Origin of the sequence: Pseudomonas sp. TH32 (genome assembly GCF_016650855.1) — a bacterium.
Classification (GTDB): Bacteria; Pseudomonadota; Gammaproteobacteria; order Pseudomonadales; family Pseudomonadaceae; genus Aquipseudomonas.
On sequence record NZ_JAEKFA010000002.1, the window covers coordinates 4,754,877 to 4,780,683 of the forward strand.

General features: G+C 63.0%; 23 protein-coding genes. 15 read left to right on the plus strand and 8 right to left on the minus strand.

The window, feature by feature from the left end; all coding sequences use genetic code 11:
* Positions 1 to 49 precede the first annotated feature (49 nt).
* The 4 genes from JFV30_RS25470 to trxA all read left to right on the plus strand — a co-directional run bounded on the left by JFV30_RS25470 (position 50) and on the right by trxA (position 3,377).
* Positions 50 to 508, plus strand: a complete 459-nt coding sequence (locus JFV30_RS25470; RefSeq protein ID WP_169386420.1) for a YbaY family lipoprotein — start codon at positions 50 to 52, stop codon at positions 506 to 508.
* Entirely contained in the window at positions 505 to 1,158 is a 654-nt protein-coding gene (locus JFV30_RS25475) for a class I SAM-dependent methyltransferase (RefSeq protein ID WP_201125473.1), read from the plus strand. Before JFV30_RS25470 ends, JFV30_RS25475 begins: the two co-directional genes overlap by 4 nt.
* A 269-nt stretch (positions 1,159 to 1,427) precedes the next feature.
* On the plus strand, positions 1,428 to 2,429 hold the full coding sequence (locus JFV30_RS25480) for an Abi family protein (protein ID WP_201125474.1): 1,002 nt from the start codon (positions 1,428 to 1,430) through the stop codon (positions 2,427 to 2,429).
* A 75-nt stretch (positions 2,430 to 2,504) separates the two neighbouring features.
* Positions 2,505 to 3,377, plus strand: a complete 873-nt coding sequence (gene trxA / locus JFV30_RS25485; protein ID WP_010174655.1) for a thioredoxin — start codon at positions 2,505 to 2,507, stop codon at positions 3,375 to 3,377.
* 3 nt (positions 3,378 to 3,380) lie between these two features.
* On the opposite strand, the gene JFV30_RS25490 is transcribed toward trxA, so the two are convergent.
* Complete coding sequence (locus tag JFV30_RS25490; protein WP_201125475.1) at positions 3,381 to 3,728, minus strand: hypothetical protein; 348 nt, start codon at positions 3,726 to 3,728, stop codon at positions 3,381 to 3,383.
* A 135-nt stretch (positions 3,729 to 3,863) separates the two neighbouring features.
* On the opposite strand from JFV30_RS25490, the gene JFV30_RS25495 reads away from it, so the two are divergent.
* From JFV30_RS25495 to JFV30_RS25515, 5 genes are all read left to right on the plus strand, one after another.
* Positions 3,864 to 4,475 carry a DUF2796 domain-containing protein gene (locus tag JFV30_RS25495; protein WP_010174651.1) on the plus strand — a complete coding sequence of 204 codons (612 nt, stop codon included), beginning with the start codon at positions 3,864 to 3,866 and terminating at the stop codon, positions 4,473 to 4,475.
* Positions 4,476 to 4,625: 150 nt separating this feature from the next.
* Positions 4,626 to 5,336, plus strand: a complete 711-nt coding sequence (locus JFV30_RS25500; protein WP_201125476.1) for an ABC transporter ATP-binding protein — start codon at positions 4,626 to 4,628, stop codon at positions 5,334 to 5,336.
* A gap of 1 nt (position 5,337) precedes the next feature.
* Entirely contained in the window at positions 5,338 to 6,603 is a 1,266-nt protein-coding gene (locus JFV30_RS25505) for an ABC transporter permease (RefSeq protein WP_003210004.1), read from the plus strand.
* An 11-nt stretch (positions 6,604 to 6,614) separates the two neighbouring features.
* The gene (locus JFV30_RS25510) at positions 6,615 to 7,136 is read left to right on the plus strand and encodes a DUF3299 domain-containing protein (protein WP_010174646.1); all 522 of its coding nucleotides are present in this window, start codon (positions 6,615 to 6,617) and stop codon (positions 7,134 to 7,136) included.
* Positions 7,137 to 7,232: 96 nt separating this feature from the next.
* The gene (locus JFV30_RS25515; protein ID WP_010174644.1) at positions 7,233 to 7,931 is read left to right on the plus strand and encodes an OmpW/AlkL family protein; all 699 of its coding nucleotides are present in this window, start codon (positions 7,233 to 7,235) and stop codon (positions 7,929 to 7,931) included.
* 166 nt (positions 7,932 to 8,097) lie between these two features.
* On the opposite strand, the gene JFV30_RS25520 is transcribed toward JFV30_RS25515, so the two are convergent.
* Complete coding sequence (locus tag JFV30_RS25520; RefSeq protein WP_010174642.1) at positions 8,098 to 8,982, minus strand: sugar nucleotide-binding protein; 885 nt, start codon at positions 8,980 to 8,982, stop codon at positions 8,098 to 8,100.
* 200 nt (positions 8,983 to 9,182) lie between these two features.
* Here JFV30_RS25520 and JFV30_RS25525 point away from each other — a divergent pair, with 200 nt between their 5' ends.
* Complete coding sequence (locus JFV30_RS25525) at positions 9,183 to 13,463, plus strand: DEAD/DEAH box helicase (RefSeq protein ID WP_201125477.1); 4,281 nt, start codon at positions 9,183 to 9,185, stop codon at positions 13,461 to 13,463.
* A gap of 116 nt (positions 13,464 to 13,579) precedes the next feature.
* Here the strand turns inward: JFV30_RS25525 and JFV30_RS25530 are convergent, their stop codons facing one another.
* Positions 13,580 to 15,697: a mechanosensitive ion channel family protein gene (locus JFV30_RS25530; RefSeq protein ID WP_201125478.1), complete on the minus strand. Its 2,118-nt coding sequence runs from the start codon at positions 15,695 to 15,697 to the stop codon at positions 13,580 to 13,582.
* Between the two features lie 177 nt (positions 15,698 to 15,874).
* Between JFV30_RS25530 and JFV30_RS25535 the strand changes: the two genes are divergently transcribed.
* The 4 genes from JFV30_RS25535 (at position 15,875) to JFV30_RS25550 (ending at position 20,320) form a co-directional block, all read left to right on the plus strand.
* On the plus strand, positions 15,875 to 17,077 hold the full coding sequence (locus JFV30_RS25535) for an MFS transporter (RefSeq protein WP_201125479.1): 1,203 nt from the start codon (positions 15,875 to 15,877) through the stop codon (positions 17,075 to 17,077).
* A gap of 213 nt (positions 17,078 to 17,290) precedes the next feature.
* The gene (locus JFV30_RS25540; protein ID WP_169386428.1) at positions 17,291 to 18,067 is read left to right on the plus strand and encodes an endonuclease/exonuclease/phosphatase family protein; all 777 of its coding nucleotides are present in this window, start codon (positions 17,291 to 17,293) and stop codon (positions 18,065 to 18,067) included.
* On the plus strand, positions 18,064 to 19,362 hold the full coding sequence (gene clsB / locus JFV30_RS25545) for a cardiolipin synthase ClsB (RefSeq protein ID WP_201125480.1): 1,299 nt from the start codon (positions 18,064 to 18,066) through the stop codon (positions 19,360 to 19,362). The genes JFV30_RS25540 and clsB overlap by 4 nt, the downstream gene beginning before the upstream one ends.
* Positions 19,340 to 20,320, plus strand: a complete 981-nt coding sequence (locus tag JFV30_RS25550) for a lysylphosphatidylglycerol synthase domain-containing protein (RefSeq protein ID WP_201125481.1) — start codon at positions 19,340 to 19,342, stop codon at positions 20,318 to 20,320. The genes clsB and JFV30_RS25550 overlap by 23 nt, the downstream gene beginning before the upstream one ends.
* Here the strand turns inward: JFV30_RS25550 and JFV30_RS25555 are convergent.
* From JFV30_RS25555 to JFV30_RS25565, 3 genes are all read right to left on the minus strand, one after another.
* A complete protein-coding gene (locus JFV30_RS25555; protein ID WP_169386431.1) occupies positions 20,307 to 21,059 on the minus strand; it encodes an alpha/beta hydrolase family protein in 753 nt (250 codons plus the stop codon). The genes JFV30_RS25550 and JFV30_RS25555 overlap by 14 nt on opposite strands.
* Positions 21,049 to 22,158, minus strand: a complete 1,110-nt coding sequence (locus JFV30_RS25560) for a DUF3182 family protein (RefSeq protein ID WP_201125482.1) — start codon at positions 22,156 to 22,158, stop codon at positions 21,049 to 21,051. Before JFV30_RS25560 ends, JFV30_RS25555 begins: the two co-directional genes overlap by 11 nt.
* 171 nt (positions 22,159 to 22,329) lie before the next feature.
* Positions 22,330 to 23,310, minus strand: a complete 981-nt coding sequence (locus tag JFV30_RS25565) for a GlxA family transcriptional regulator (protein ID WP_201125483.1) — start codon at positions 23,308 to 23,310, stop codon at positions 22,330 to 22,332.
* A gap of 96 nt (positions 23,311 to 23,406) precedes the next feature.
* On the opposite strand from JFV30_RS25565, the gene JFV30_RS25570 reads away from it, so the two are divergent.
* Positions 23,407 to 23,961 carry a cysteine hydrolase family protein gene (locus tag JFV30_RS25570; RefSeq protein WP_201125484.1) on the plus strand — a complete coding sequence of 185 codons (555 nt, stop codon included), beginning with the start codon at positions 23,407 to 23,409 and terminating at the stop codon, positions 23,959 to 23,961.
* A 36-nt stretch (positions 23,962 to 23,997) separates the two neighbouring features.
* Here JFV30_RS25570 and JFV30_RS25575 read toward each other — a convergent pair whose 3' ends face one another.
* Positions 23,998 to 24,789: a cyclase family protein gene (locus JFV30_RS25575; RefSeq protein WP_177132414.1), complete on the minus strand. Its 792-nt coding sequence runs from the start codon at positions 24,787 to 24,789 to the stop codon at positions 23,998 to 24,000.
* A complete protein-coding gene (locus JFV30_RS25580) occupies positions 24,786 to 25,784 on the minus strand; it encodes a fumarylacetoacetate hydrolase family protein (protein WP_201125485.1) in 999 nt (332 codons plus the stop codon). Before JFV30_RS25580 ends, JFV30_RS25575 begins: the two co-directional genes overlap by 4 nt.
* Positions 25,785 to 25,807 lie beyond the last annotated feature (23 nt).

Sequence of the window (25,807 nt, forward strand, 5' to 3'; positions counted from 1 at the left end):
ATGTTTCATATTTTTTAAGCCACGGATTTTGTCCTTTCTGGAGCCGTACATGCAGTTACGACCACTTGTTTTGCTCACGTTGCTTGGTTTCCTGGTCGCCTGCAGCAGCCATACCCCAAAACCCGCCCCGCCCGCTCCGGCGCCGCAACAAGAGAAAAAACTGCCGGGTGTGGAAGAAGACCTCGGCCCGCTGCCCGCCTACCAGCGTGAAGTCAGCGGCCAATTGAACGGCGTACCGGCCGGGGCTGAAGTCGAATTGGCGCTGCTGGTGATCGACGACCGTTCGCGCCCGCAACAACTGCTCGCCAGCAGCGTGCTGATCGGCAACAACAAGCCGTTGGCGTTCCGCCTGCGCTTCAACCCCGAGGCTTTCCCGGCAGGCGGACGCGTTGAGCTGCGTGGCCGCGCCAGCCAGTCCGGCCAGTTGATCCTGCACCTGCCGCCCGTACGCATCACCCAAGCGATCACCCAGACCACCGGCCCGCTGCAACTCGTTCCCGCACCATGACGCCACCGCTGGACCTGCAACGCGCCCTCAGCGAACTGATCGGCGACGCCCAACTGGTGCCCTGCCCGCTGCCGGGCACCGCGTTGTCGCTGTGGCTGCTGGACGCCGACAACATGGACCGCGCCTTCAGCCCCGAAGAAACCCGACGCATCCTGCATGAGCCGCCGTACTGGAGCTTTTGCTGGGCCAGTGGTCTGGCGCTGGCGCGATACCTGGCGGCCAATCCGGAGTGGGTCGCGGGCAAGCGGGTGCTGGATTTTGGCGCAGGTTCAGGCGTTGCCGGGATTGCTGCGGTAAAGGCCGGAGCGCTGGAAGTGGTGGCATGCGACCTTGACCCACTGGCCCTGGCAGCCTGCCAGGCGAATGCGGAACTCAATGGCGTGACGCTGGGTTACTCCGCAGACTTCTTCGCCGAAGCCGACCGGTTTGACCTGATCCTGGTCGCCGATGTGCTGTACGACCGGGCGAACCTGCCGCTGCTGGACCAGTTCCTCACCCGGGGCCGCGAAGCGCTGGTCGCCGATTCCCGGGTTCGGAACTTCCAGCACCCGGACTACCAGCGCCTGGAAATCCTCGACGCCCTGACCCTGCCCGACCTGGCCGAGCCCTGGGAGTTTCGCAAGGTGAGCCTGTACCATTCGCGGCGATAGTCGCCCATATCAAACCAGCAAATCTCCAGTAACAGATGGGGTAAGACAGCCTTCAGCGTAGCGTGGAAAATGACCGCCTCTCGCACGCAACCTGGACAACCAAGCTGTATGCCAAACCCCAAATTTGCGTCCGTCGCCACTTGCTCAAAAAGCTTGCAAACGTCACCGCTACTGCCTAGTCTTTGCCGTAATACACCCGCCATGCCTCTGGTCGCGCAAGTGACTAAGCACAAATTGTGCGGGTTTTTTATGCCTGGAGTTTTTGGGGCATGAGAACGTTCGACAAACCCGCCATTGATGTCCCCTCCCAGATAGAACTGCTCAAACAACGTGGCTTGCTCATTCAAGATGAAGCCCGTGCGCAATGTTTCTTGCAGTCAGTCAGCTTTTTCCGCTTGAGCCCCTACATGCGCCCTTTTCAGCAATCGGGGGATGCCAATCATCGTTTTCGTGATGGCATCGGCTTTCGTCAGCTAACTCGACTCTACGATTTTGACCGCAGGCTTAGATTGTTGAGCATGGACGCCATTGAGCGCGTAGAAATAGCGACCCGCTCAATGATCAGTAACCATATGGGGCCCCACTATGGCAGCCATTGGTATACCGAAACTGGAATGTTTCAACAGACATTTGACCACCAGCGCCTACTGGCAACGTTGCAGTCCAAGCAACACGCCGCGACCCGAGACTATGAGCGCGAATGCCTGCGAATAGATCGACTGCAGGCCGAAAACAGTCGCAAAGCGCATCTCAAATGCCAGAGAGCAAAGGAGAGTTACGCCCGCCACTACCCCACCACCTACGACCAACCGACACTCATGCCCGGATGGGCGATGTTGGAAGAACTCACACTCGGTGACCTGTCCCACCTCTACAAAGGCTTGGCCAAGGATTCAGACAAGAAGGCTATCGCCAGACGCGTGGAACTCCCGGCCCCCTTGATGCAGTCTTGGCTGCACACCCTGACCACCATTCGCAACATCTGCGCACACCATGCGCGAATGTGGAATCGAGAATTGGGCATTCGTCCGGAACTGCCCAAAAAAGCCAACTTCTCATGGCCCAGGCACCTTCTTCATCCTGGCACTCATACCCGTATGTTTGCAGCACTCTGCATTCTTAATCATCTAATGCATAAAGTGGGTCCACACGCTCACTGGGACCAGCGCCTACATCAACTGACTGAAGATTTCCCCGATGTCAGCCTCAGAGCAATGGGTTTTCCCCACGACTGGTATCAAGACCCTTTTTGGCATCCTGAACGCGCTTAATTGCTGCATAGCTTCCGGTCACCTCCTCCAGTCTTTATAGTTGCCCTCATCCCCCTGCTTTCTTCGAGATACCCCATGAGTGAGCCCACGCCGTACATCTTCGACGCCACCACCGCCACGTTTGACCAGGCGGTGATCCAGAACTCTTTCGAAAAACCCGTGCTGGTGGATTTCTGGGCCGAGTGGTGCGCGCCGTGCAAGGCGTTGATGCCGATGCTCGCGCAGATCGCCGAGAGCTATCAGGGTGAGTTGCTGCTGGCCAAGGTCGATTGCGATGCCGAGCCGGACGTGGTCTCGCGCTTTGGCATTCGCAGCCTGCCGACGGTGGTGCTGTTCAAGGATGGCCAGCCGGTCGACGGGTTTGCCGGTGCGCAACCCGAGTCTGCCGTGCGCGCGATGCTGGAGCCACACGTGCAAATGCCGCCGCCGGCCGCTGCCGATCCGCTGGAGCAGGCCCAGGCGTTGTTTGCCGAAGGCCGTATCACCGACGCCGAGGCCGTGCTGGTCACCCTGCTGGGTGAAGACAACACCAACGCCGCCGCGCTGATTCTGTACGCGCGCTGCCTGGCTGAACGCGGCGAGCTGAATGAAGCGCAAACCGTGCTCGACGCGGTCAAGAGCGATGATCACAAAGCCGCCCTGGCCGGCGCCAAGGCGCAGATCACCTTCCTGCGCCAGGCCGCCGACCTGCCGGACGCCGCAGACCTGAAAGCCCGCCTGGCGCAAAACCCGCAGGATGACGAGGCGGTGTATCAACTGGCCGTGCAGCAACTGGCGCGCCAGCAATACGACGCCGCGCTGGACGGCTTGCTCAAGCTGTTCATCCGCAACCGCAGCTACAGCGAAGGCCTGCCCCACAAGACGCTGTTGCAGGTGTTCGAATTGCTGGGCAACGATCACCCGCTTGTCACGGTTTACCGCCGCAAGCTGTTCGCCGCGCTGTACTGATCCTTACTCGATCCAGCTGTACAGCGGCGTATCCCCGCCGCTGGCCACCTTGACCTTGGCGCTATGGCGCAGGCGCACCAGCAGGCGCTTGCCCGCCGAGGCGCTGCCGGCCAATCCTTCCAGTTGATCGAGCAATTCCAGCCCGTTGAGTTGCCCGGCCTTGCGCAGCAAATCCTGGGCGGCCTGCCACAGGCTCTCGTCCAGGTTACCCGCCGCCGGCGTCACTACCGGTTCGGCACTCGGGGTTTTGCTGGTCTGCAACTGCGCGCCCAGCCGGGCCCAGTCGCCGTCGTCCAGCTCCAGGGTCAAGTCCACCGGCAGGTCACCCACGGTTCCACGAATTCTCAACATCGCACTCACTCCCGCACTTTTCTGACAAGCATGCTCCCACGCGTCTTGCGCTACGCCAAGCAGGCGGTCAAACTCGTCGCAAAATTGTTATAAGATCACATAACAAAACTTTCATCTTTGTTCGGGAGCTCCACCATGCGCCGTTTGCTGCTCGCTTTGCCGTTTGCCCTGTTGCCACTGGCCATCGCCCAGGCTGCCGACGAGCACGACCATGACCACGAGCACGGCAGCCTCGGCGCCCACGAACACGGTGTGGGCCGCCTCAACGCAGTGCTCGACGGCCAGGCCCTGGAGCTGGAACTGGACAGCCCGGCGATGAACCTGGTGGGTTTCGAACACCTGGCCACCACGGCTGGCGACAAAGCCAAGGTCGCCGCTGCCCGCAAGCAACTGGAGCAACCGTTGGTGCTGTTCAGCCTGCCCAAGGCCGCCGGCTGTGTGATCAGCACCCAGGAGCTGAACAGCCCGCTGTTTGGCGACAAACCTGAAGCCGACCATGACGACGACGATGACGACCACGCCACCGATGGCAAAGGCGCCGCCGCCCACGAACATCATCACGACCACAGCGAAATCCACGCTCACTACCAGTTCACCTGCGCCACGCCGACCGCGTTGAGCAACCTCGACCTGACCCAGGTGTTCAAGACCTTCCCCGCCACCCAGAAAATTCAGGTACAACTCATTGGCCCAAGCGGCCAGCAGGGTGTGGAAGCGACGGCGCAGGCAGCTACCCTGAAATTCTGAGTTCATGCCCCGGTTAATGTGGGAGCTGGCTTGCCTGCGATGCAAACGCCTCGGTTTTTCTGAAACACCGCGGCGATGCCATCGCAGGCAAGCCAGCTCCCACAGTTGATCAGTGTCATCATTTAAATCGAGCCAGATCACTGATTCCTTATGACCCAAGCACTTATCGAACTGTCTGACCTGGGCTTCAACTGGCCCGGTCACCCACAGTTGCTGGACATCCCGGCGTTTCGCCTGGAGCCGGGCGAAACCCTGTTCCTCAAGGGCCCCAGCGGCAGCGGCAAGACCACCCTGCTGGGCCTGTTGGGCGGTGTGCAAAAGCCCAGTCGCGGCAGTATTCGCCTGCTCGGCCAGGAGCTGACCGAACTCTCGGCCGGCGCCCGCGACCGCTTTCGCGTCGACCACACCGGCTACATCTTCCAGCAGTTCAACCTGCTGCCGTTTCTCTCCGTACGCGAGAACGTCGAGCTGCCCTGCCACTTCTCCAAGCTGCGCGCGCAGCGAGCGATCCAGCGCCACGGCAGTGTCGACCAGGCCGCCGCGATCCTGCTCGCCCACCTGGGCCTGAAGGACAAAAACCTGCTGGAGCGCCGCGCCGACTCGCTGTCCATCGGCCAGCAACAACGAGTGGCCGCCGCCCGCGCGCTGATCGGCCAGCCGGAACTGGTGATCGCCGACGAGCCGACTTCAGCCCTGGACTACGACGCCCGGGAAGCCTTCATCCAGTTGCTGTTCGCCGAATGCCGCGAAGCAGGCGCCAGCCTGTTGTTCGTCAGCCATGACCAGAGCCTGGCGCCGCTGTTCGACCGCAACCTGTCGCTGGCCGAACTCAATCGCGCCGCCACGCCCGTAGAGGTTTGAGATGTATTTGTTTCGTCTAGCCATGGCCAGCCTGGCTAACCGCCGCTTTACCGCGATCCTCACCGCCTTCGCCATCGCCCTGTCGGTGTGCCTGTTGCTGGCGGTGGAGCGGGTACGCACCGAAGCCCGGGCCAGTTTCGCCAGCACCATCAGCGGCACCGACCTGATCGTCGGCGCGCGCTCCGGCTCGGTCAACTTGCTGCTGTATTCGGTGTTCCGCATCGGCAACGCCACCAACAATATTCGCTGGGACAGCTACGAGCACTTCGCCGCCAACCCGCAGGTGAAATGGGCGATCCCGATTTCCCTCGGCGACTCCCACCGCGGCTACCGCGTGATGGGCACCAACGAATCCTATTTCGAACACTACCAGTACGGCCGCCGGCAAAACCTCGAACTCGCCAGCGGTCGCGCCTTCGCCACCGATCCCTTTGAAGTGGTACTCGGCGCCGAAGTGGCCGATGCGCTGCATTACAAACTCGGCGACAAGCTGGTGCTGGCTCACGGCGTGGCGGTGGTCAGCCTGGTCAAGCACGATGACAAGCCATTCACCGTGGTCGGTATTCTCAAGCGCACCGGCACCCCGGTGGACCGCACGCTGCATATCAGCCTCGGCGGCATGGAAGCGATTCACATCGACTGGCACAACGGCGTACCGGCCCAGGGCAAAGGCCGCATCAGCGCCGACCAGGCCCGCAACATGGACCTGACGCCGCAAGCCATCACCGCGTTCATGCTCGGCCTGAACAACAAGATTTCCACCTTTGCCCTGCAACGGGAGATCAACGAATTCCGTGGCGAACCGATGCTGGCGATCCTGCCGGGCGTGGCGCTGCAAGAGCTGTGGAGCATGATGGGCACCGCCGAAAAAGCGCTGTTCGTGATCTCGCTGTTCGTGGTGCTGACCGGCTTGATCGGCATGCTCACCGCGATCCTCACCAGCCTCAATGAGCGGCGCCGGGAAATGGCGATCCTGCGGTCGGTGGGCGCGCGGCCCTGGCACATCGCGACTTTGCTGATCTTCGAAGCGTTCGCCCTGGCGTTGTCGGGCGTGATCGCCGGTGTCGGGCTGTTGTACGTGTGCATCGCCGCGTCGCGCGGGTATTTGCAGGCCAACTACGGGCTGGACCTGCCACTGTCGCTGCCCAGCGAATATGAATGGACCTTGCTCGGCGGTATTCTCGTCGCCGCCCTGCTGATGGGCAGCGTGCCGGCCTGGCGCGCCTACCGGCAATCGCTGGCCGACGGCCTGTCGATACGTTTATGAGGAAGCTGTTGATGCGTCGCGTCGTGCTTGCGCTGTTACTGCTGGTGGCCCTGCCCGCCTGGGCTGAAGACCAACCCAAGGACCTGTCGTGGCAGGAGATGATCCCGCCGGACGCGCCACCGGAAATCCCCAACATGAAACCGCTGCACGACTTGTCGGGCATGGCGGATGCGCTGTCGGTGGAGTCTGCGCCGGCCGCCAAGCAAGACCTGCCCAACGCGCCAGTCGTACAAAGCCTGGACGGTAAGCACATCCGCCTGCCGGGCTATATCGTGCCGCTGGAAGTCAGCGAAGAAGGCCGCACCACGGAGTTTCTGCTGGTGCCGTATTTCGGCGCCTGCATCCACGTACCGCCACCGCCGTCGAACCAGATCGTGCACGTGAAAAGCGAGATCGGCGTGAAGCTCGACGAGCTGTATCAACCGTACTGGATCGAAGGCCAGATGCAGGTCAAACCGTCCAGCAGCGAACTGGCGGATGCCGGCTACCAGATGGATGCCGACAAGATCTACGTGTACGAGTTGCAGGAATAACCCGTGATTGCGCTTTCATTGAGCTGAGTCAAAAGCTCGAACGTTACGATCTTTACCATTGGACACAAGCAATTAATAACGTCCTTTGGAGCTCCCATGAACAAGTCCCTGCTCGGCGCGTCGCTTGTCGCGCTCGCCCTCGTCGCCCCCGTTGCCCACGCTCACGAAGCAGGCGACATCCTGATTCGCGCCGGTGCCATCACCGTCAACCCGAAAGCGGACAGCAGCAGTGTCAAGGTCGACCAGGGCCCGCTGGCCGGGACCAACCTGGGCGGCAAGGCGACCATGAGCAGCGACACCCAACTGGGCTTGAACTTCGCCTACATGTTCACCAGCCACTGGGGTATCGAACTGCTGGCAGCCACGCCGTTCGAGCACGATGTGAAGATCAAGAACACCGCCCTGGGCGCCGCCAACGGCAAGCTCGGTTCGCTCAAACACCTGCCGCCGACCCTGAGCGTCGTGTACTACCCGCTGGACAGCAAGTCGGCGTTCCAGCCGTATGTCGGCGCCGGCATCAACTACACCTGGATCTACGACGAACACGTCGGCGGTCGCGCCCAAGAGGCCGGCTTCAGCAACTTCAAGGCTGAAAATTCCTGGGGCTGGGCCGCGCAGATCGGTGCGGACTACATGATCAACGACAAGTGGATGATCAACGCCCAGGCGCGCTACATCGACATCAGCACCAAGGCCACCGTGGACAACAACGCGCTGGGCCAGGGCACTCGGGCCAAGGTCAACGTGGATGTGGACCCGATGGTTTACATGGTGGGTATTGGCTACAAGTTCTAAACACGCTTTAAGCAACGCCGCCTAACGAAATGTGGGAGGGGTTTGTGTGGGAGCTGGCTTGCCTGCGATAGCATCACCTCGGTGTAACTGACAAACCGAGTTGACTGCATCGCGGGCAAGCCCGGCTCCCACACAAACCGCTCCCACATTTTGCTTTGTGTTGTTTTCAGCTATGTCGGTAAAACCGGTCGAGCAATGCCGGCAACCCGGCCCGCCAGGCCCGTGGCTTGATGCCGAAGGTGTGGAGGATTTTCTTGCAGGCCAGCACCGCGTGCTGCGGTTCATCGGCCGCATCCGGGCGCGCGGCGTGGGCCTGGGCGGTTGGCGCTTCCACGGCCAGCGGGTGGAAGTTGCGCGCCTCGGTGAGGATCGCCTGCCCCAGGGCCAGCGGGGTGGTCGCTTCGTGGCCGGCGTAGTGGTAAGTGCCCCACAACGGCGCTGCGCAATCGAGTTGCTTGAGCACCGAAATGATCACCCGCGCGGCATCGTCCACCGGCGTCGGGTTGCCCCGGCGGTCGTCGGCCATCAGCAATTCGTCTGGTTTTTCGGCACGGGCCAGGAAACGCCCGAGGGTGCCGTCGACGCTGTCATCCAGCAGCCAGCCAAAGCGCAACAGCACGTGTTGCGGGCAGGTGGCGCGTACGCTCTGTTCGATGCGCCACAACGCCTGGCCACGCAGGCCTAACGGTACGGGTTCGTCTTTTTCGCTGTAGGCCGTGGCGCGGGAGCCATCGAACACGCGGTAGCTGGACGGTTGCAGCAAAGTAATGCTGTGGTGCTGGCACAACTCGGCCAGGCGCTCGATGGCGTATTCCTGCGCGGCCAGACGCGTCTCGCTGACCGTCTCCGCCTGAAACCAGTCGAAGTAATAGGCGAGATTGATCAAGGCATCGGGACGGGTGTCGTCGAGCAGTTGCGTGAGACTCGCGGCATCCCAGCCGTCTTGGGGCGGGCGCGGGGCGAGGAAACCGATGTCTTCCTCCGCGCCGAGGCGAATCAGCGCCTGCCCGAGGGCATTCCCGCCGCCCAGTAACATAAGGCGCATTCGCATAGATTGAGCAGGCCCGGTCTGTTTGGAACGATGGTTATTATCGACAGGCTTGTGAGCCCTGCCGTTGGCATTTGCCAGAATCGTTGCATTTTGCGGGTTTGTAGCGCAACCGTCACTTATAAAGTGCGGGGTTGCAGTGTGGTGAGCGGGCTTGCCCCGCGCTGGGCTGCGCAGCGGCCCCAATAAGGTAGGATTGCCCCATGAACCTTCCTGAATCAACGGACACGGTCTTGTACGGTTTCCACCCCGCCGTCAGCGCCTGGTTCCGCAGCACGTTCCCGTCGGTGACCGCCGCCCAGGCCCAGGCGTGGCCGCTGATCCGTCAGCGCCGCTCGACCCTGATCGCCGCGCCCACCGGCTCCGGCAAGACCCTCACGGCCTTTCTCGCCGTGCTGGACGACCTTGTGCATCAAGGCCTGGCCAATGGCGGCCAACTGCCAGACCAGACCCTGGTGGTTTACGTCTCGCCATTGAAGGCCTTGTCCAACGACATCCAGATCAACCTGCAAAACCCACTGGCCGGCATCACCGAGCACCTGCAGCGCCTGGGCCTGCCGCCGCTGGCGATCCGCACCGCCGTGCGTACCGGCGACACCCCGCAGAAAGACCGCGCCCTGATGCGCAAGCACCCGCCGCATATCCTGGTCACCACCCCGGAATCGCTCTACGTGCTGCTGGGCTCGGACTCCGGCCGACAGATGCTCGCCAGCATCCGCACGGTGATCGTCGACGAAATCCACGCCATCGCCGCCAGCAAACGCGGCAGCCACCTGGCCCTGACGCTGGAACGCTTGCAGGGCTTGTGCCGCGAGCCACTGACCCGCATCGGCCTGTCGGCCACGCAAAAGCCCATCGAAGCGGTGTCGCGCTTTCTGGTGGGCACCGACCGCCCCTGCGAAATCGTCGACATCGGCCACGCACGCCCACGGGACCTGGATATCGAAGTACCGCCGGTGCCGCTGTCGGCCGTCATGGCCAACGACGTGTGGGATCTGGTCTACGACCGCCTAGCAGAGCTGGCCAGGCAACACCGCACCACGCTGATTTTCGTCAACACCCGACGCCTGGCCGAACGCCTGGCCCGGCACTTGAGCGAGCGCCTGGGCAAAACCGCCGTCGCCGCCCACCACGGCAGCCTGGCCAAAGAACTGCGCCTGGACGCCGAACAACGGCTCAAGGCCGGCGAGCTGCAGGTGCTGATCGCCACCGCGTCCCTGGAATTGGGGATTGATATCGGTGACGTCGACTTGGTGTGCCAGATCGGCTCGCCCGGCTCGATCAACGGTTTCCTGCAACGCGTCGGACGGTCCGGGCACCAGGTCGGCGGCACGCCCAAGGGCCGGTTGTTCGCCACCACCCGCGACGACCTGATCGAGTGCGCCGCCCTCCTCGACTGCGTGCGCCGGGGCGAGCTGGACACCTTGCTGATCCCGGTCGCGCCGCTGGATGTGCTGGCCCAGCAGATCATCGCCGAAGTCAGCTGCCAGGAATGGCAGGAACAGGCGCTGCTCACGCTGATTCGCCGCGCCGCGCCCTACGCCGGGCTCGATGAACGCCACTACCAGGCGCTGCTGCAAATGCTCGCCGAAGGCTACAACGGCCGCCAGGGCATCCGCAGCGCCTACCTGCACCGCGACGCTATCACCCGCACCCTGCGCGGCCGGCGTGGCGCCAAGCTCACCGCCGTGACCAGCGGCGGCACCATCCCCGACAACGCCGACTACAGCGTGCTGCTGGAGCCGCAAAGCCTGAACATCGGCAGCGTCAACGAAGACTTCGCGGTGGAAAGCATCGCCGGGGATATCTTCCAGCTGGGCAATACCTCCTACCGCATCCTGCGGGTGGAAACCGGCAAGGTGCGGGTCGAAGATGCCCATGGCCAGCCACCGACCATTCCGTTCTGGCTCGGTGAAGCGCCGGGGCGCAGTGCGGAGTTATCGTTTGCCGTGGCGCGATTGCAGGGGCAACTCGACGAGTTGCTCGCCGCCACCCCGGGTAACCTGCAACCGGCGCTCGACTGGCTGACCGGCAGCCTCGGCCTGAACCTCGCCAGCGCCGAACAACTGGTGGATTACCTGGCGCGGGCGCGGCTGGCATTGAGCGCGTTGCCGTCCCAGGACACGTTGATCATGGAGCGGTTTTTCGACGAGTCCGGCGGCACTCAACTGATCATCCACACGCCGTTCGGCAGCCGCATCAACCGTGCCTGGGGCCTGGCGTTGCGCAAGCGTTTTTGCCGCACCTTCAACTTCGAACTGCAAGCCGCCGCCAGCGAGGATGCGATCGTGTTGTCGCTGTCCACCAGCCACAGCTTTGAGCTGGACGAAGTGTGGCGCTACCTCAACAGCAACACGGCCGAGCACATCCTGATCCAGGCCGTGCTGGATGCGCCGCTGTTCGGTGTGCGCTGGCGCTGGAATGCCGGGGTGGCCCTGGCACTGCCGCGCTATACCGGCGGGCGCAAAGTGGCGCCGCAGATCCAGCGCATGAAGAGTGAAGACCTGATCGCCAGCGTGTTCCCCGACCAGATAGCGTGCCTGGAAAACCTCGCCGGCGAGCGCGAAGTGCCCGAGCATCCGCTGGTGGAGCAAACCCTCGACGACTGCCTGCACGAGGCCATGGACAGCGAAGGCTGGCTGGCCCTGCTGCGGCGCATGGAGCGCGGTGACATCCGCCTGATCAGCCGCGATCTGCCGTCACCCTCGCCCCTGGCGGCAGAGATTCTCAGCGCCCGCCCCTACACCTTTCTCGACGACGCGCCGCTGGAGGAGCGCCGCACCCAGGCCGTGCTCAACCGACGCTGGAGCGACCCGCAAAGCACCGACGACCTCGGCGCGCTGGATGCCGAGGCGATTGCCGGTGTGTGCGAGGAAGCGTGGCCGGCACCCAATGGCCTGGACGAGATGCATGAGGCGTTGATGAGCCTGGCGTGCATCGCTGAATCGGAAGTCACGCCGCAGTGGGGCGAATGGCTGCACGCCCTGGCTGACGGTGGGCGGGCCAGCCGCTTGCAAATCGGCACCGACCGGGCGATTTGGGTGGCCCTGGAACGCTTGAGTTGCTTGACCGCGATCTATCCGAATGACCTGCCGTTGTTGCCGGGTTTCGATGAACCCTGGACCTTCGAAGAAGCCCTGGTGGAAGTGCTGCGGGCGCGCCTGAGCGGCTTCGGCCCGTTGACCTTGATCCAGATCGCCGCGCCCCTGGCCTTGCCGGTGGCCGACGTGTCCCAGGCACTCGCACGGCTGGAAAGCGAAGGCTACGTGCTGCGCGGCCGCTTCAGCCCGGGCGCCAGCGACGAACAATGGTGCGAGCGCCACCTGCTGGCGCGCATTCACCGCTACACGGTCAAGCGCCTGCGCCGGGAAATCGAACCGGTGGCGTTGCAGGATTTCATGCGGTTCCTGTTCGACTGGCAGCACCTGTCAGACGGCACTCGCGGCCAGGGCAGCGCGGTGTTGCCGCAGGTCGTCGCGCAGTTCGAAGGCTACGCCGCCGCGACGTCGGCTTGGGACAGCGATTTGCTCAGCGCACGGATCAAGGATTACTCGCCGCATTGGTTGGACGATTTGTGCCGCAGCGGCAAGGTGGTGTGGACACGCCTGAGCAACAAGGCCGGCGCGACGGCCCTGCGCAGCACGCCGGTGGTGCTGTTGCCCCGCAGCCAGGTGCCGTTGTGGAGTGGGCTGACCGAGGCGCCTGACAGCGCCGAGCTGTCGCCCAAGGCGCAGAAAGTCCATCAGGCGCTGCGGGAAAACGGTGCGCTGTTTTTCGATGAGTTGATCCACGAAGCCCATCTGCTGCGCAGCGAACTGGAAACCGCCTTGCAGGAACTGGTAGGTGCCGGGCTGGCGAACGCTGACAGCTTCGCCGGCCTGCGCGCCCTGACCACACCCGCGAGCAAACGCCAGGCCCGCAGCAGTCGGCGCGGGCGCGGTGCGTTTGTGGGCGGGATGGACGATGCCGGGCGTTGGGCGCTGGTGCGACGGGCACCGGTGGCGGACGGCACCCGACCGGCGTCGCACTCGGCCGAGACACTGGAGCATGTGGCAATGACCTTGCTGCGCCGCTACGGCGTGGTGTTCTGGCGCTTGCTGGAGCGTGAGGCGGATTGGCTGCCCAGCTGGCGTGAATTGCTGCGCACCTTCCATCGGCTGGAAGCCCGGGGCGAGATTCGCGGGGGGCGGTTTGTCAGTGGACTGGCCGGGGAACAGTTTGCGTTGCCGGAAGCGATCCCGCTGCTGCGGGAAGTTCGGCGGCGGCCTCATGATGGAAGCTTGATTGCGGTGTGCGGCGCCGATCCGCTGAACCTGGTGGGCACATTGTTGCCGGGTAGCAAGGTGCCAGCGTTGAGCGGTAATCGGCTGGTTTACCGGGACGGTTTTCCGGCTGCGGTGGAGATTGCCGGCAAGCAGCTGATGCTATTGGAGTTGGATCAGCAGGAGGCCGGGTTGGTGCGAGAAAAACTGATCAGGCACTGAAGTGTGTGGCGCCTGTGCCGACCTCATCGCGGGCGAGCCCGGCTCCCACATTTGATCGCATTCCAACTGTGGGAGCTGGCTTGCCTGCGATGAGGCCAGTACTGCCACCATAAAAACTATTGGGTGCGCGGCTGCTCCGTCAGCACCACCGACGAAGGCACCTCGTCCTCCGGCTCATCCACCTGCTGCCCCACCCGCTGCGGCAGCATCACCTGCTGTGGATAAGTTTGCGCGAAGTGAACAAACGCGCAGTTATCCACAAGCTTTTTCAACCGCTGGTTAAACGCGCGACTCACCGCATATTGCCCGCCCGACACCGTCCGGAACTGCGCCGTCAGCACCACACCGTTGAGGTCCATCCTGTCGACGCCAAACACCTCCAGCGGCCCTTGCAGGTTGTACTTGAGGAACACGTCATCGCGAATCGACTGCCCCGCTTCGCGGATCAACTCCACCGCCTTGTCGACATCGGTGTCGTAGGTGAACTGCACCGAGAAGAACGCATAGGCGAATTGCCGCGACTGGTTGGTAACGGCCTTGATCTGGCCGAATGGCACCGAATGCACAAACCCCTTGCCATCCCGCAGGCGCAGGGTACGGATGGTCAGGCCCTCGACCGTGCCGGCGTGGCCGGAGTCGAGCACCACCCAGTCACCAATCGACAGGGTGTCTTCGATGATGATGAACAGCCCGGTGATCACGTCCTGCACCAGTTGCTGGGAGCCAAAACCAATCGCCAGGCCGACCACCCCGGCACCCGCCAGCAGCGGTGCAACGTTGATCCCCAGATTCGCCATGGTGGTGATCGCGCAGATCACCACCAGGATGATTTTCACCGCATTGCGCAGCAGCGGCAGGATGGTTTTTACCCGCGTGCTCGGCTGGCGGCTGGAGCGTTTGTTGACCGGCGGTTTCAACGCTTCCTGGATCGCCGTGTCGAGCACCACCCAGAACAACCAGGTCACCAACAGGATCAAACCAATGCTGCTCAGGGAGTCGCTGATGGCCCGGCCCACGGAGTTGCGCTGGGCAAACTCAAACAGCGAGACGCCCCAGATACGCCCGAGGATTTCGATAAAGGCGATGGCCATGACGATGCGCAACAGCGCATGCAGCAGGCTGAGAAACCGCTCCTTGTAGGCGCTGCTGCGCTGCACCGCCACCGTGCTGCGAGACTGGAACAGGTGCTGCAACACGGTGCTAAGGAATACGGTGCCGATCAGCAAAATCGTGGTGAACAGCGCACAGCGCAGGGCTTTCTGGCTGTCGTCGCCGGCACCGATCAGGTTGATCGCCGAGACCAGCACCATCAGCAAAATCGGCCAATACCACAGGCCGGAAAACACCCGCAGGGATTGCTGCACCGCCGGGTGTTTCAAGCGTTGGGCGAGTGGCCGGTTGCGGATCAAATGCGCCACCGGGCGACGCAGGCGAATCACCAGCATGCCGAAAATCACCGAGGCAAACAGCCCGGTGAAGATCGCGACGCTGGCGGTGATATTGCCCCCCAGTTGGCGGGCGATCTGCGGGCTGGTCAATGCGTCGCTGAGGGCGGCGAGGAAGCCGATCAGGAACAGCGGCTTGGGGCAGTAGTCACGAATGATCTGCACGGCCGGGCGCTTGTGGCCGACGTTGAACATGACGATGACGCACAGCAGCATCGAGGTGGAAAAAATACCACTGCTGGTGGCGTAGGCAAAACACAGCGCCAGCGCACGCCCCACGGAAGTGGGCAGGAAGTGGCTGACGTAAAGCGTCAATGGCAGGCAGATCAAGGCCGGGACGGTGTAGGGAATCAGGTAACCCAGCAACGCCTGAAGGCGCTGGCGCGTTGCGATATGCCGCTGCCGGCTCAGGCGTCTGACGATAAACCGCCCGAGCAGCGTCAACGCAGCGAAGGCGCCGATCCACACCCCGGACAACAACAGGAAATCCCCGGCCACGCTCCATGAGGAACGTTCGGACGGCTGGTTGACCAGCTTGTCTACCTCGTCCGCCGCCCGGTCGGCCCGCAGGCGCCAGGCGTCGATAAGGTTCTGGTTGAGGTCGAGTTTTTCCTGCACATCATCGATGCTGGAACTGATGGCGCCGAGGAGGCCGCCTTCCACCAACAGTTCCGGCTTGGCCGGGGCGGCAGGCGCCGGAGCCGCGGGGGTGGTGGCCGCCGCTTGCAGCGCGCCATTGCCGCAAAACAGCAGCGCGGCGAGCAGTAGCACAGTCTTTAAATTCAACAAAACACCGGGCTCCTTCAGAAGGGTCTGTAAGGAACTGACGGGTTTGGCGCCCGATCGTTCCCCCGGCGCGTGGATCCGTGCGTGCCAGGCAAATATCAAATGCCAATACCTGTCTTTTTCCGCACAAGCCAACCACCGAGACTGCGCTCCTGATTGAAACCCACCGGAGTTGCAGCCATGCCCATTGCCTTGCTCGCGCTGACCCTCAGCGCTTTTGCCATCGGGACGACCGAGTTCGTCATCGTTGGCCTGTTACCCACCATCGGCGCCGATCTTGGCGTCAGCCTGCCGTCCGCCGGCCTGCTGGTCAGCCTCTACGCCCTGGGCGTGGCCATCGGCGCGCCGGTGCTCACCGCCCTGACCGGCAAAGTGCCACGTAAACTGCTGCTGTTGTCGCTGATGGTGCTGTTCACCCTCGGCAACCTGCTGGCCTGGCAGGCGCCGAGTTATGAATCCCTGGTGCTGGCGCGGATCGTCACCGGCCTGGCCCACGGGGTGTTTTTCTCGATTGGTTCCACCATCGCCACCAGCCTGGTGCCCAAGGAAAAAGCCGCCAGCGCGATTGCCATCATGTTTACCGGCCTGACAGTGGCATTGGTGACCGGTGTGCCGCTGGGGACGTTTATCGGCCAGCACTTCGGCTGGCGCGAAACCTTCCTCGCCGTCTCGGCCCTGGGCTTGATCGCGTTTATCGGCAGCCTGCTCTATGTGCCGAACAACATCGCCCACAGCAAGCCGGCGTCGCTGTTGCAGCAACTGCAAGTGCTGAAACAACCACGGCTGCTGTTGGTGTACGCCATGACAGCGGTTGGTTACGGCGGCTCGTTCATCGCGTTCACCTACCTGGCGCCGATCCTTCAGGACCTCTCCGGTTTCAGCGCCGGCACCGTCAGCCTGGTGCTGCTGGTGTACGGCATCTCGGTGGCCATCGGTAACATCTGGGGCGGCAAACTGGCCGACAAACGCGGCCCGATCAGCGCCCTGAAAATCATCTTCGCCCTGCTCGCCGCCGTGTTGTTCATGCTGACGCTGACGGCCGGCAACCCATGGCTGGCCCTGGCCACTGTGCTGGTGTGGGGCGCGGTCGCCTTCGGCAACGTGCCGGGCTTGCAGGTGTACGTGGTGCGCCAGGCGGAACACCACACGCCGAACGCGGTGGACGTGGCCTCGGGTTTGAACATCGCAGCGTTCAATGTCGGCATCGCCGGTGGCGCGTGGGCCGGCGGCTTGATCGTCGCCCACATGGGCTTGATCCACACCGCGTGGATTGGTGGCTCGGTGGTGTTGGTGGCCCTGGCGCTGACGGCCTGGAGCGGGCGTCTCGACCGGTTGGGGCCGGTGTATGCCGAGAGCTCGAGCCGCGTGGTTGGCGGGCACTGATCCAGCAACGATAAAGAACCCAATGTGGGAGCGGGCTTGCTCGCGAAGGCAGTGTGTCAGTCAACAGAGATGTCAACTGATCCACCGCCTTCGCGAGCAAGCCCGCTCCCACATTTTGCTGTGTGCCGTCTGTAAGGGCGCCGAAACTTTCTGCCAAATTCCACAGTCATCCAAAAACGGAGGTCACTCGACACCCAACCGACGGGAGCAACCATGACCCACCCGGAGCTGATGCCGACCACACCCATCGAAGCCATCACCCGCTTCAGGGTGCTGACGGTCAACACCCACAAGGGCTTCACCGCGCTCAACCGGCGCTTCATCCTGCCCGAGCTGCGGGAGGCTATTCGCAGCGTGGCCGCCGACGTGGTGTTCCTCCAGGAAATCCACGGCACCCACGAGCGCCATCCCAAGCGCTACAGCAATTGGCCGAGCATGCCGCAGTACGAGTTCCTCGCCGACAGTATCTGGCCGCAATACGCCTACGGTCGCAATGCGGTGTATCCCCATGGCGATCACGGCAATGCGTTGCTGTCGAAATTCCAGATCATCCGCTACGACAACCTCGACATTTCCCAAAGCGGCCACGAAAGCCGCGGGCTGCTGCATTGCGTGCTGCGCCTGCCGGGCAACGTGCAGGAGGTGCATGCGATCTGCGTGCACCTGGGGCTGCGGGAGGTGCATCGCCAACAGCAACTGCGATTGATTGCCCAGCGGATCGCCGAGATTCCGGCCGACGCGCCGGTGATTGTCGCCGGTGACTTCAATGACTGGCGCCAGCGGGCCGATCTTGCCCACTGCGGGCTGCGCGAAGTGTTTATCGAAACCCAGGGCAAGCCGGCCCGCACCTTCCCGGCGCGCCTGCCGTTGCTGCCCCTGGACCGCATCTACGTGCGCAACCTCAAGGTGCATCAGCCGCAAGTCCTGACCAGCCGTCCGTGGTCGCATTTGTCGGACCACGCGCCGTTGTCGGTGGAGATCGAGTTATGAACAGCGCGCCGCTGGAGAAGGTGGCGGTGGAACACGTCGCGACCGATCAACCGCCCGACGATGCGGCGGCCCGGGACCTGAATTACAGCTGGCAAAGCGGCAACCAGGTTGAGCTGCTGGAGAACGGCGAGGCCTATTTCCCCAAGGTGTTCGAGGCCATGCGCCAGGCCCAACGGGAGATCTTGCTGGAGACTTTTATTCTGTTTGAAGACAAGGTCGGCCATGAGCTTCAGCGCATTTTGATCGAGGCGGCGCAGCGCGGCGTAAAGGTGGTCGCCAGCCTCGACGGATTTGGTTGCGGCGAGCTGAGCCCGGGGTTTCTCGGTGAGCTGAGCCAGGCCGGCGTGACCGTGCAGATGTTCGACCCGGCGAGCAAAACCCTGGGTTTTCGCACCAACTGGTTTCGCCGCCTGCACCGCAAGATTGTGGTGGTGGATGCCAGCGTGGCGTTTATCGGCGGGATCAATTTTTCGGCCGATCACCTGGGAGATTTCGGCCCCGAAGCCAAGCAGGATTATGCCGTGCAGGTGCAAGGCCCGGCGGTGGCCGACCTGCATCATTTCGCCCTCGCACAAAGTGGCCGGCGCGTGCGCAAGCGGCGAGGCTGGCGGCGCGAACAACAGCCATCGCCCTGGGCGGCGGGCGAAGGTGATGGCCGGGTGCGGCTGATTTACCGCGACAACCTGCAACACCGTTCCGACATCGAAGAAGCCTACCTGCACGCCCTGCGCAAAGCCCAGCGGCGGGTGGTGATTGCCAACGCCTACTTCTTCCCCGGCTATCGCCTGCTGCGGGAGATTCGCAATGCAGCGCGGCGCGGTGTGCAGGTGCAACTGATCATGCAGGGCCAGCCGGATGTGCTGCTGGCCAAGCTCGCGGCGCGCATGCTCTATGACTATTTGCTCAAGGAAGGCGTGGTGATCCACGAATATTGCCAACGCCCGCTGCACGGCAAGGTTGCCTTGGTGGATGAAGAATGGAGCACCGTGGGTTCGAGCAATCTCGACCCGCTGAGCCTGGCGCTGAACCTTGAGGCCAATGTGCTGATCAGTGATCGCGGGTTCAATCAGCAGTTATTCGAACGCCTGGAATACCTCAGTCAAAACCACTGCAAGACCATGCCGGAAAACCGCACGCCCCGCGGCTGGTTCTGGCGGGTGACGGTGGGTTTTGTGGTGTTCCACGTGCTGCGGCATTTTCCCTCGTGGACCGGCTGGTTGCCGGCCCATAAACCGAGGTTGAAACCCTTCGTTCACCAGGAGCGCCCGGACCATGACCCAAGCCCGCACCGCTGAACAAAGGGCCCACCCCGGCTTTTTAAAGCGCTGGAAAAAGCCGCTGACGGTGGTGTTTTTCCTGGTGCTGATTGTGTTGTTCACCCTGCTCGCCCGGCGTATCGACTGGAGCGAAGTGTTCGACACCCTGGGCGACTTCAAGCTGCGCACCTTGCTCATTGCAGGCGCGCTGACCCTGTGCAGTTTCCTGGTGTACTCGTGCTTCGACCTGATCGGCCGCACCTACATCCGCCAACCCTTGCGCTGGAAGCAGATCTTGCCGGTGGGCATCATCAGCTATGCCTTCAACCTCAACCTGAGTGCCTGGGTCGGTGGCATTGCCATGCGCTACCGCCTGTATTCACGGCTGGGGGTCAGCAGCGGGAATATCGCGAAGATCCTCGGCTTGAGCCTGGCCACCAATTGGTTCGGCTACATGGCGATTGCCGGCGCGGTGTTCAGCAGCGGGCTGGTGACATTGCCGCCGGGGTGGAAGCTCAGCAGTGGCGCGCTGCAAGGGGTGGGCGTGCTGCTGGTACTGGCGAGCCTGGGTTATCTGCTGGCGTGTCGCCTGTCGAAAAAGCGCGCGTGGTCGGTGCGCGGGATCGAAATCAGCCTGCCTTCGTTGCGCATGGCCGTGCTGCAACTGGCACTCGGTGCGCTGAACTGGTCGCTGATGGCCGCAGTGATTTTTACCCTGCTGCCGAAGCAACTGGATTACCCGGTGGTGCTCGGGGTGTTGCTGATCAGCAGCATCGCCGGAGTGGTTACACACATCCCGGCGGGGCTTGGGGTGCTGGAGGCGGTGTTTATCGCCCTGCTGCAACACGAAGCCTCCCGCGGCAGTTTGCTCGCGGGATTGATCGCCTACCGCGCGATCTACTTCATCCTGCCGCTGCTGGTGGCCCTGGTGATGTACCTCGCGGTGGAAGCCAAGGCCAAGGCGTTGCGCGTGAAGAAGACGCCTACGACTGGATGATGCTCAAGCGCTCGCCCACCACCATCTCGGTAATCCAGTCCACCAGGATCGAGGTGTAGGCCTGCTGGGAGATCGGGTCACTCAGGGAGTGATCGGCACCATCGATGATCCGGTGGGTCAGCGAGTGCGTCTGCTGGCAGGCGGCGCGGTAACTCATGATGGTGGCGTGGGGCACGTGATCATCGGTTTCGGATTCAACGATCAGCACATCGCCGGTAAACGCTGCGCAGGCATGCAACGCGCGATTGGTTTCGGCGTGCACAAACGTCCCGCGATAATCCATCAGGTCGGCTTTATCAAGGTCGCGTTTGGGCTTGAGCCATTCCTGGTCGCGGTACAGTGCCGGCACCCGCAGCGCCAACCAGCGCACGGGCCTCAACGAGGTAAGGATGGCCGCCAGGTAACCGCCGTAGCTGGTACCGACCACGGCCACCGCCGAGGTGTCGATGGCCGGGTGTGACAGCAGGCGGTCGTAGGCGGCCAGCAGGTCGCGCAGGTTGTCTTCGCGGGTGACGCGGGACAGCGGAATACCGTTACCGGCATGGCCGCGCAGGTCGAAGGTCAGGCACACGCAGCCGAGCCCGGCGATCCCTTTGGCGCGTTCCAGATCACGTTCCTGGCTCCCGCCCCAGCCGTGCACAAACAACACCCCCGGCACTTTCGATTTGGGACTGAGGAAGGTCCCGCTCATCTGTTCGTCGTCGATATCAATGGCAATGGTTTCACTTCTAGCCGTCATAAGATTTGACCGTTACGTACTTGAGAAGAAAGTCGCTGTTTTCCGCCGGGCCCCGGTACACCTCGATCGCGTCAGCCGGCAGTGGCTGGTCGACGTAGGTCTCTACCGACGACACATGAATCGCCTTCAGCCCGGGATTGTTGACGAAGCTTTGCAGCGCCGCGACTTCCGCGCTGCTGGCCCCGCCCATGCGCCAGGATTGCTCCAGCACGCCGCTGCGGCGCTGGCCGTCGCTGTCCAGGCCCTGGGCGATGTCGTAATTGCGCCGCGAGGCATAGAACCCGGGGTAGGCCTCATCTGCCGCGTTATCGAAGGCTTGGGCCTGTTCGATCGCCAGGCGCACGTCATCGGGCAAGTCCAGCCTGAGCAGGTCTTCGTAGTAGCCCTGGACCACCAGCAGGTTAGAACCACCATAGACCTCTTCGCCCTGCCCGTCCCGGGTCAGGTATTGATCACCGCAGTAGCTGATGACGTGATCGCCGATAAAGCTCTGGCCGACACTGTGGGTGACCACATCGTGCAGGTCCTGCTCCAGCACCACGCCCTCGCCGAACAGTTGCGCCGCCTCGGGCCGCGCGAGAATGGCGTCGAATTCATCGAGGCTGCGGATCACTTCCTGTCCGCGACCGGCACACGCATGCACGGGCTTGAGGCGGATCGGCCCGGTGTACAGCAAATGGGTCGCCGCCGGCCGCGCGTCTTCCAGGGCGTGCACGCTCAAGCCATCCAGCACCACATTGCGGATGCGCTCGGCAAACAGCGGCGACCAGCCTTCAGGCGCCACCGCCTCTTTACTCAGCAAGCCGTGGCTGATGGCCTTGGTGCAAATGAAGTCGTGGTCGACATAACCGCCCCACAAGTCCTCGGGGCCTTTGACGCCCAACTGCCGCGCCTGGGCCGCGCCGACCAGGGTCTGGGTAGGTAACAGATAGAGATCGCGCCCACTGTGCAGCTCTGGGTTATAGCTGCCGCCGTATTTGAGCCCGAGGATGTGCGCCAGCCAGCGGGCCAGGGCGCGGTTGGTTTCGACTTCGTGCAACGGCGCGTCCGGTCGGATTGAATGCGCCACCACGATTTTCTTGCGATTTGTCGGGGTCATGCGTCCCCCTTGGCTGTGCTGCCATGTGTGTAGGGAAACGGTTGCAGGGATCAAGCCAAGGCGGCGCCTGGTTAAACCCGAGGGTAATCAAACGATTGAGGAAAAAGCGATGGCACTTGGCCTGTTTTATTCTGCACGAAGGGCTCCTGATGTCGCGGCGTTCTGCACGATTCAGCCCTGGGTCTTGGTCGGTGTCACACCAAAACGGCTTCGGTAGTCGCTTGGCGCCAGCCCGGTGATTTTCTTGAAGGTGGCGCGGAAGGCGCCCGGGTCCTGATAGCCCACGGTCCAGGCGATGTGATCAATGGTGCCGTTGGTGAACTCGAGCATCTGCCGTGCCTTGCCGACCCGCAGGTGCTGGCAGTATTCAGTGGGTTTCAAACCGGTGGCGGCGCGAAACCGCCGCAGGAAGGTGCGCTCCTCAAGTCCCGCCTCCTGAGCCATGGCCGCCAACGAAACATCCACCGCACCGCCGGCCTGCAGCCAATGTTGCACCTTGAGAATCGCAGCGTCGCCATGGGCGAGGATCGGCGCAAAGTTACTGCCGCACTCACTGGCGCTGTCGCTGTGCTCGATCACCAGGAAGCGCGCGGTGCTGGCGGCGATGCTCGGGCCGAGCAGGCGGTCAACCAGGCGCAGGCCGAGTTCGGACCAGGCCATCAGCCCGGCGGTGGTGATCAGGTCGCCGTCGTCGACAATGGGTTTGTCGGCTTCCAGGCGAATCGCCGGGTAACGGGCGGCGAAAGACTTGGCCGACGTCCAGTGCGTGGTGGCGCTGCGCCCGTCCAGCAGGCCACTTTCCGCCATCAGGATCGAGCCCACGCACACTCCGCCCAGAATGGTCCCGCTGCGGTGCTGCTGGCGTAGCCAATACAGCAATTCGGCGGAGGCCTGGCCTTCGGAAAACCCCGCGATCGAGGGCGGAATCAGCAAGGCCGTGAGCGCTTGGCCGCTGCCGGGCTGGCTGTCGAACACCCGGGTCGGCGCATGGCCTGCCTCGGCCTGCCAATGGCTGATGCGCAACGACGGCAATTGCGCGGACTGATGCTCGGCCGCGATCCGGTTGGCGACAGCGAACAGGTCGGTCAAGCCATGCACGGCGGCCATTTGCGCGCCGCTGTAGATCAGCACGCCAAGTTCGACGATCGCCATTGTCAGTTTTCCCTCTGTTATTGTCGGTGCGGCCAATCCCCAGGCGCCACGCCAGCCACGATACTGGACGCATCAACCATCACAAGGAAACCAAACATGGCCAAGCAAGCGCTCATCCTAATCGATATCCAGAACGACTACTTCCCCCAGGGCAAGTGGCCGCTTGACGGTGTGGACGCAGCAGCAGACAAGGCGCAGCAAGTGCTCCAGGCGTTCCGCCAGGCGGGCGATGCGGTGATTCATGTACGCCACGAATTCACCTCGGACGATGCGCCCTTCTTCACCCCGGGTTCGGAAGGTGCGCATTTGCACCCCAAGGTTCTGAACCAGGCGGACGAGCCGGTGGTGCTCAAGCATTTCGTCAATGCGTTCCGCGACACCAACCTGCGGGCGTTGCTGGAACAACGCAGCATCACCGAGTTGGTCGTGGTCGGCAGCATGAGCCACATGTGCATCGACGGCGTGGTGCGTGCAGCGGCGGACCTGGGCTACACAGTGACCGTGATCCACGATGCCTGCGCCACGCGGGACCTGGAATTCAACGGCACCACCATACCGGCAGCCCAGGTGCATGCTGCGTTCATGTCGTCGCTGGGGTTTGCTTATGCGAGCGTGGTGTCGGCTGAAGCGTATTTGAACGCACAGGGCTAAAACTGAAACCGTGCGGCCTCACTAGGAGGCCGCCGATCAAAGGGTTTCCTCGAAAATCGCTACCGCCCGGACAAAACCGGCAGAGGCGTGTTTGATCTTGTAGGGGAAACACGACACTTCAAAACCGTGGGCCGGCAAAGCGTCCAGGTTGGCCAGCTTTTCCATCTGCCCATAGCCGATATCCCGTCCCGCCTTGTGCCCTTCCCAGATGATCGAGCTGTCACCGCTGGCCGCAAACCGCGCCCGGGTATGGCTGAACGGTGCGTCCCAACTCCAGGCATCGGTGCCCACCACGCGCACCCCGCGCTCCAGCAAATACAAGGTGCCCTCGCGGCCGATCCCCACGCCTGCGTCCAGGTAGCCCGGCTGGCCGAACAAGGCTCCCGCACGGGTATTCACCAGCACGATGTCCAGCGGCTGCAACACATGGCCGATACGCTGCAACTCAGCCTCGATTTGTGCAGCGCTGACCACATGCCCGTCCGGCAGGTGGCGAAAATCGAGCTTCACGCCCGGGCGCAGGCACCAGTCCAGCGGGATTTCATCAATGCCATAGGCCGGCTTGCCGCCATCGGTGGTCGAGGCGTAATGCCACGGCGCATCCATGTGCGTGCCGCTGTGGGTGGTGATGTTCAGGCGCTCGGCTGCCCAGGCTTCCTGGCCGGGCATGTCGTCGATACACAGGCCCGGAAACATCGCGAGTAGCTCCTGGATACCGCCCTGGTGGTCGACGTACTCGATCTTCGGCAGCAGCGGTGGCGGGTCGGTGTAGGGGTTGTTTTCAAGGGTGACCGACAGGTCCACCAGACGACGTTTGCGTTCAGTCATGAAAGCGCCTCTTGAGTCAGTAAGGTGGAATCCACCAGGCGCTGGTCGATGGCGCCGAATACCGACTCTCCCTCGTTGTCCAGTGCCTCGATGCGAATGCGATCGCCAAACTGCATGAACCCGGTCAGCGGCTGCCCGTGGTCAATCATCTCGATGGCCCGGCGTTCCGAAATACACGCCGAACCCACCGCGCGGTCGACGTTGGACACGGTGCCGGAGCCGATGATGGTGCCGGCACGCAAGCGCCGGGTGCGTGCGGCGTGGGCGATCAGGTCAGCGAAGCTGAAGCTCATCTCGGCGCCATGGGGCGCGCCAAACCAGCCCTGGTTCCAGGTGACGCTCAGGGGCAGGCACACTCGCCCGTTGTGCCAGGCAGCGCCAAGCGCTTGCGGAGTGACGGCCACCGGCGAAAAACTCGACGAGGGCTTGGCCTGGAAAAACCCGAAGCCGGTGCTGACTTCATGCAGCAGGAAGCCCCGCAGGCTGACGTCGTTGACCAACAGCACCAGCCGCACGTACTGCAACGCCTCATCGGCGGGGCAGCCCATCGGCACCTCATCGACGATCACGGCGAATTCGCCCTCGAAATCGATTCCGTGATTCACGTCCGGCAAAGGCACATCGTCGCAAGGCCCGAGGAAGTCGTCGCTGGCGCCCTGGTACATCAACGGAATGCGCTCGTCGGCCATGGGCGGCAGGCTGAAGGCTTTTTGCAGCAGGTGCGCGTGGTTGAGAAACGCGGAACCGTCGCACCACTGATAAGCCCGGGGCAATGGCGCTGCGGCGTGTGTAGGGTCAAACGCAAACGAGTCGGGCGCTTGCCCCAGGTTAAGCAACTGGTAGTGCCGGCTCAGCACCGGTTCGGCCTCGGCCCAATTCTCCAGCGCCTGTTGCAAGGTCGCAAAGGGCGGAGCGATGACCGCGTGGCGCAGGTCCCGGGAGACCACCACCAGTTGGCCGTCGCGATGGCCGTTTTTCAACGTAGCGAGTTTCATCGAGCATTCCTCAGGGAATAAAA

Excerpts from the sequence above, each read along its gene's own strand:
- JFV30_RS25570 (WP_201125484.1), top strand. The coding sequence starts at position 23,407 with ATGGCCAAGCAAGCGCTCATCCTAATCGATATCCAGAACGACTACTTC.
- JFV30_RS25480 (WP_201125474.1), top strand. The coding sequence starts at position 1,428 with ATGAGAACGTTCGACAAACCCGCCATTGATGTCCCCTCCCAGATAGAA.
- JFV30_RS25490 (WP_201125475.1), bottom strand. The coding sequence starts at position 3,728 with ATGTTGAGAATTCGTGGAACCGTGGGTGACCTGCCGGTGGACTTGACC.
- JFV30_RS25505 (WP_003210004.1), top strand. The coding sequence starts at position 5,338 with ATGTATTTGTTTCGTCTAGCCATGGCCAGCCTGGCTAACCGCCGCTTT.
- JFV30_RS25470 (WP_169386420.1), top strand. The coding sequence starts at position 50 with ATGCAGTTACGACCACTTGTTTTGCTCACGTTGCTTGGTTTCCTGGTC.
- JFV30_RS25540 (WP_169386428.1), top strand. The coding sequence starts at position 17,291 with ATGACCCACCCGGAGCTGATGCCGACCACACCCATCGAAGCCATCACC.
- JFV30_RS25555 (WP_169386431.1), bottom strand. The coding sequence starts at position 21,059 with ATGACGGCTAGAAGTGAAACCATTGCCATTGATATCGACGACGAACAG.
- JFV30_RS25535 (WP_201125479.1), top strand. The coding sequence starts at position 15,875 with ATGCCCATTGCCTTGCTCGCGCTGACCCTCAGCGCTTTTGCCATCGGG.
- JFV30_RS25520 (WP_010174642.1), bottom strand. The coding sequence starts at position 8,982 with ATGCGAATGCGCCTTATGTTACTGGGCGGCGGGAATGCCCTCGGGCAG.
- JFV30_RS25475 (WP_201125473.1), top strand. The coding sequence starts at position 505 with ATGACGCCACCGCTGGACCTGCAACGCGCCCTCAGCGAACTGATCGGC.
- JFV30_RS25550 (WP_201125481.1), top strand. The coding sequence starts at position 19,340 with ATGACCCAAGCCCGCACCGCTGAACAAAGGGCCCACCCCGGCTTTTTA.
- trxA (WP_010174655.1), top strand. The coding sequence starts at position 2,505 with ATGAGTGAGCCCACGCCGTACATCTTCGACGCCACCACCGCCACGTTT.
- clsB (WP_201125480.1), top strand. The coding sequence starts at position 18,064 with ATGAACAGCGCGCCGCTGGAGAAGGTGGCGGTGGAACACGTCGCGACC.
- JFV30_RS25500 (WP_201125476.1), top strand. The coding sequence starts at position 4,626 with ATGACCCAAGCACTTATCGAACTGTCTGACCTGGGCTTCAACTGGCCC.
- JFV30_RS25495 (WP_010174651.1), top strand. The coding sequence starts at position 3,864 with ATGCGCCGTTTGCTGCTCGCTTTGCCGTTTGCCCTGTTGCCACTGGCC.
- JFV30_RS25580 (WP_201125485.1), bottom strand. The coding sequence starts at position 25,784 with ATGAAACTCGCTACGTTGAAAAACGGCCATCGCGACGGCCAACTGGTG.
- JFV30_RS25565 (WP_201125483.1), bottom strand. The coding sequence starts at position 23,310 with ATGGCGATCGTCGAACTTGGCGTGCTGATCTACAGCGGCGCGCAAATG.
- JFV30_RS25560 (WP_201125482.1), bottom strand. The coding sequence starts at position 22,158 with ATGACCCCGACAAATCGCAAGAAAATCGTGGTGGCGCATTCAATCCGA.
- JFV30_RS25515 (WP_010174644.1), top strand. The coding sequence starts at position 7,233 with ATGAACAAGTCCCTGCTCGGCGCGTCGCTTGTCGCGCTCGCCCTCGTC.
- JFV30_RS25525 (WP_201125477.1), top strand. The coding sequence starts at position 9,183 with ATGAACCTTCCTGAATCAACGGACACGGTCTTGTACGGTTTCCACCCC.
- JFV30_RS25575 (WP_177132414.1), bottom strand. The coding sequence starts at position 24,789 with ATGACTGAACGCAAACGTCGTCTGGTGGACCTGTCGGTCACCCTTGAA.
- JFV30_RS25510 (WP_010174646.1), top strand. The coding sequence starts at position 6,615 with ATGCGTCGCGTCGTGCTTGCGCTGTTACTGCTGGTGGCCCTGCCCGCC.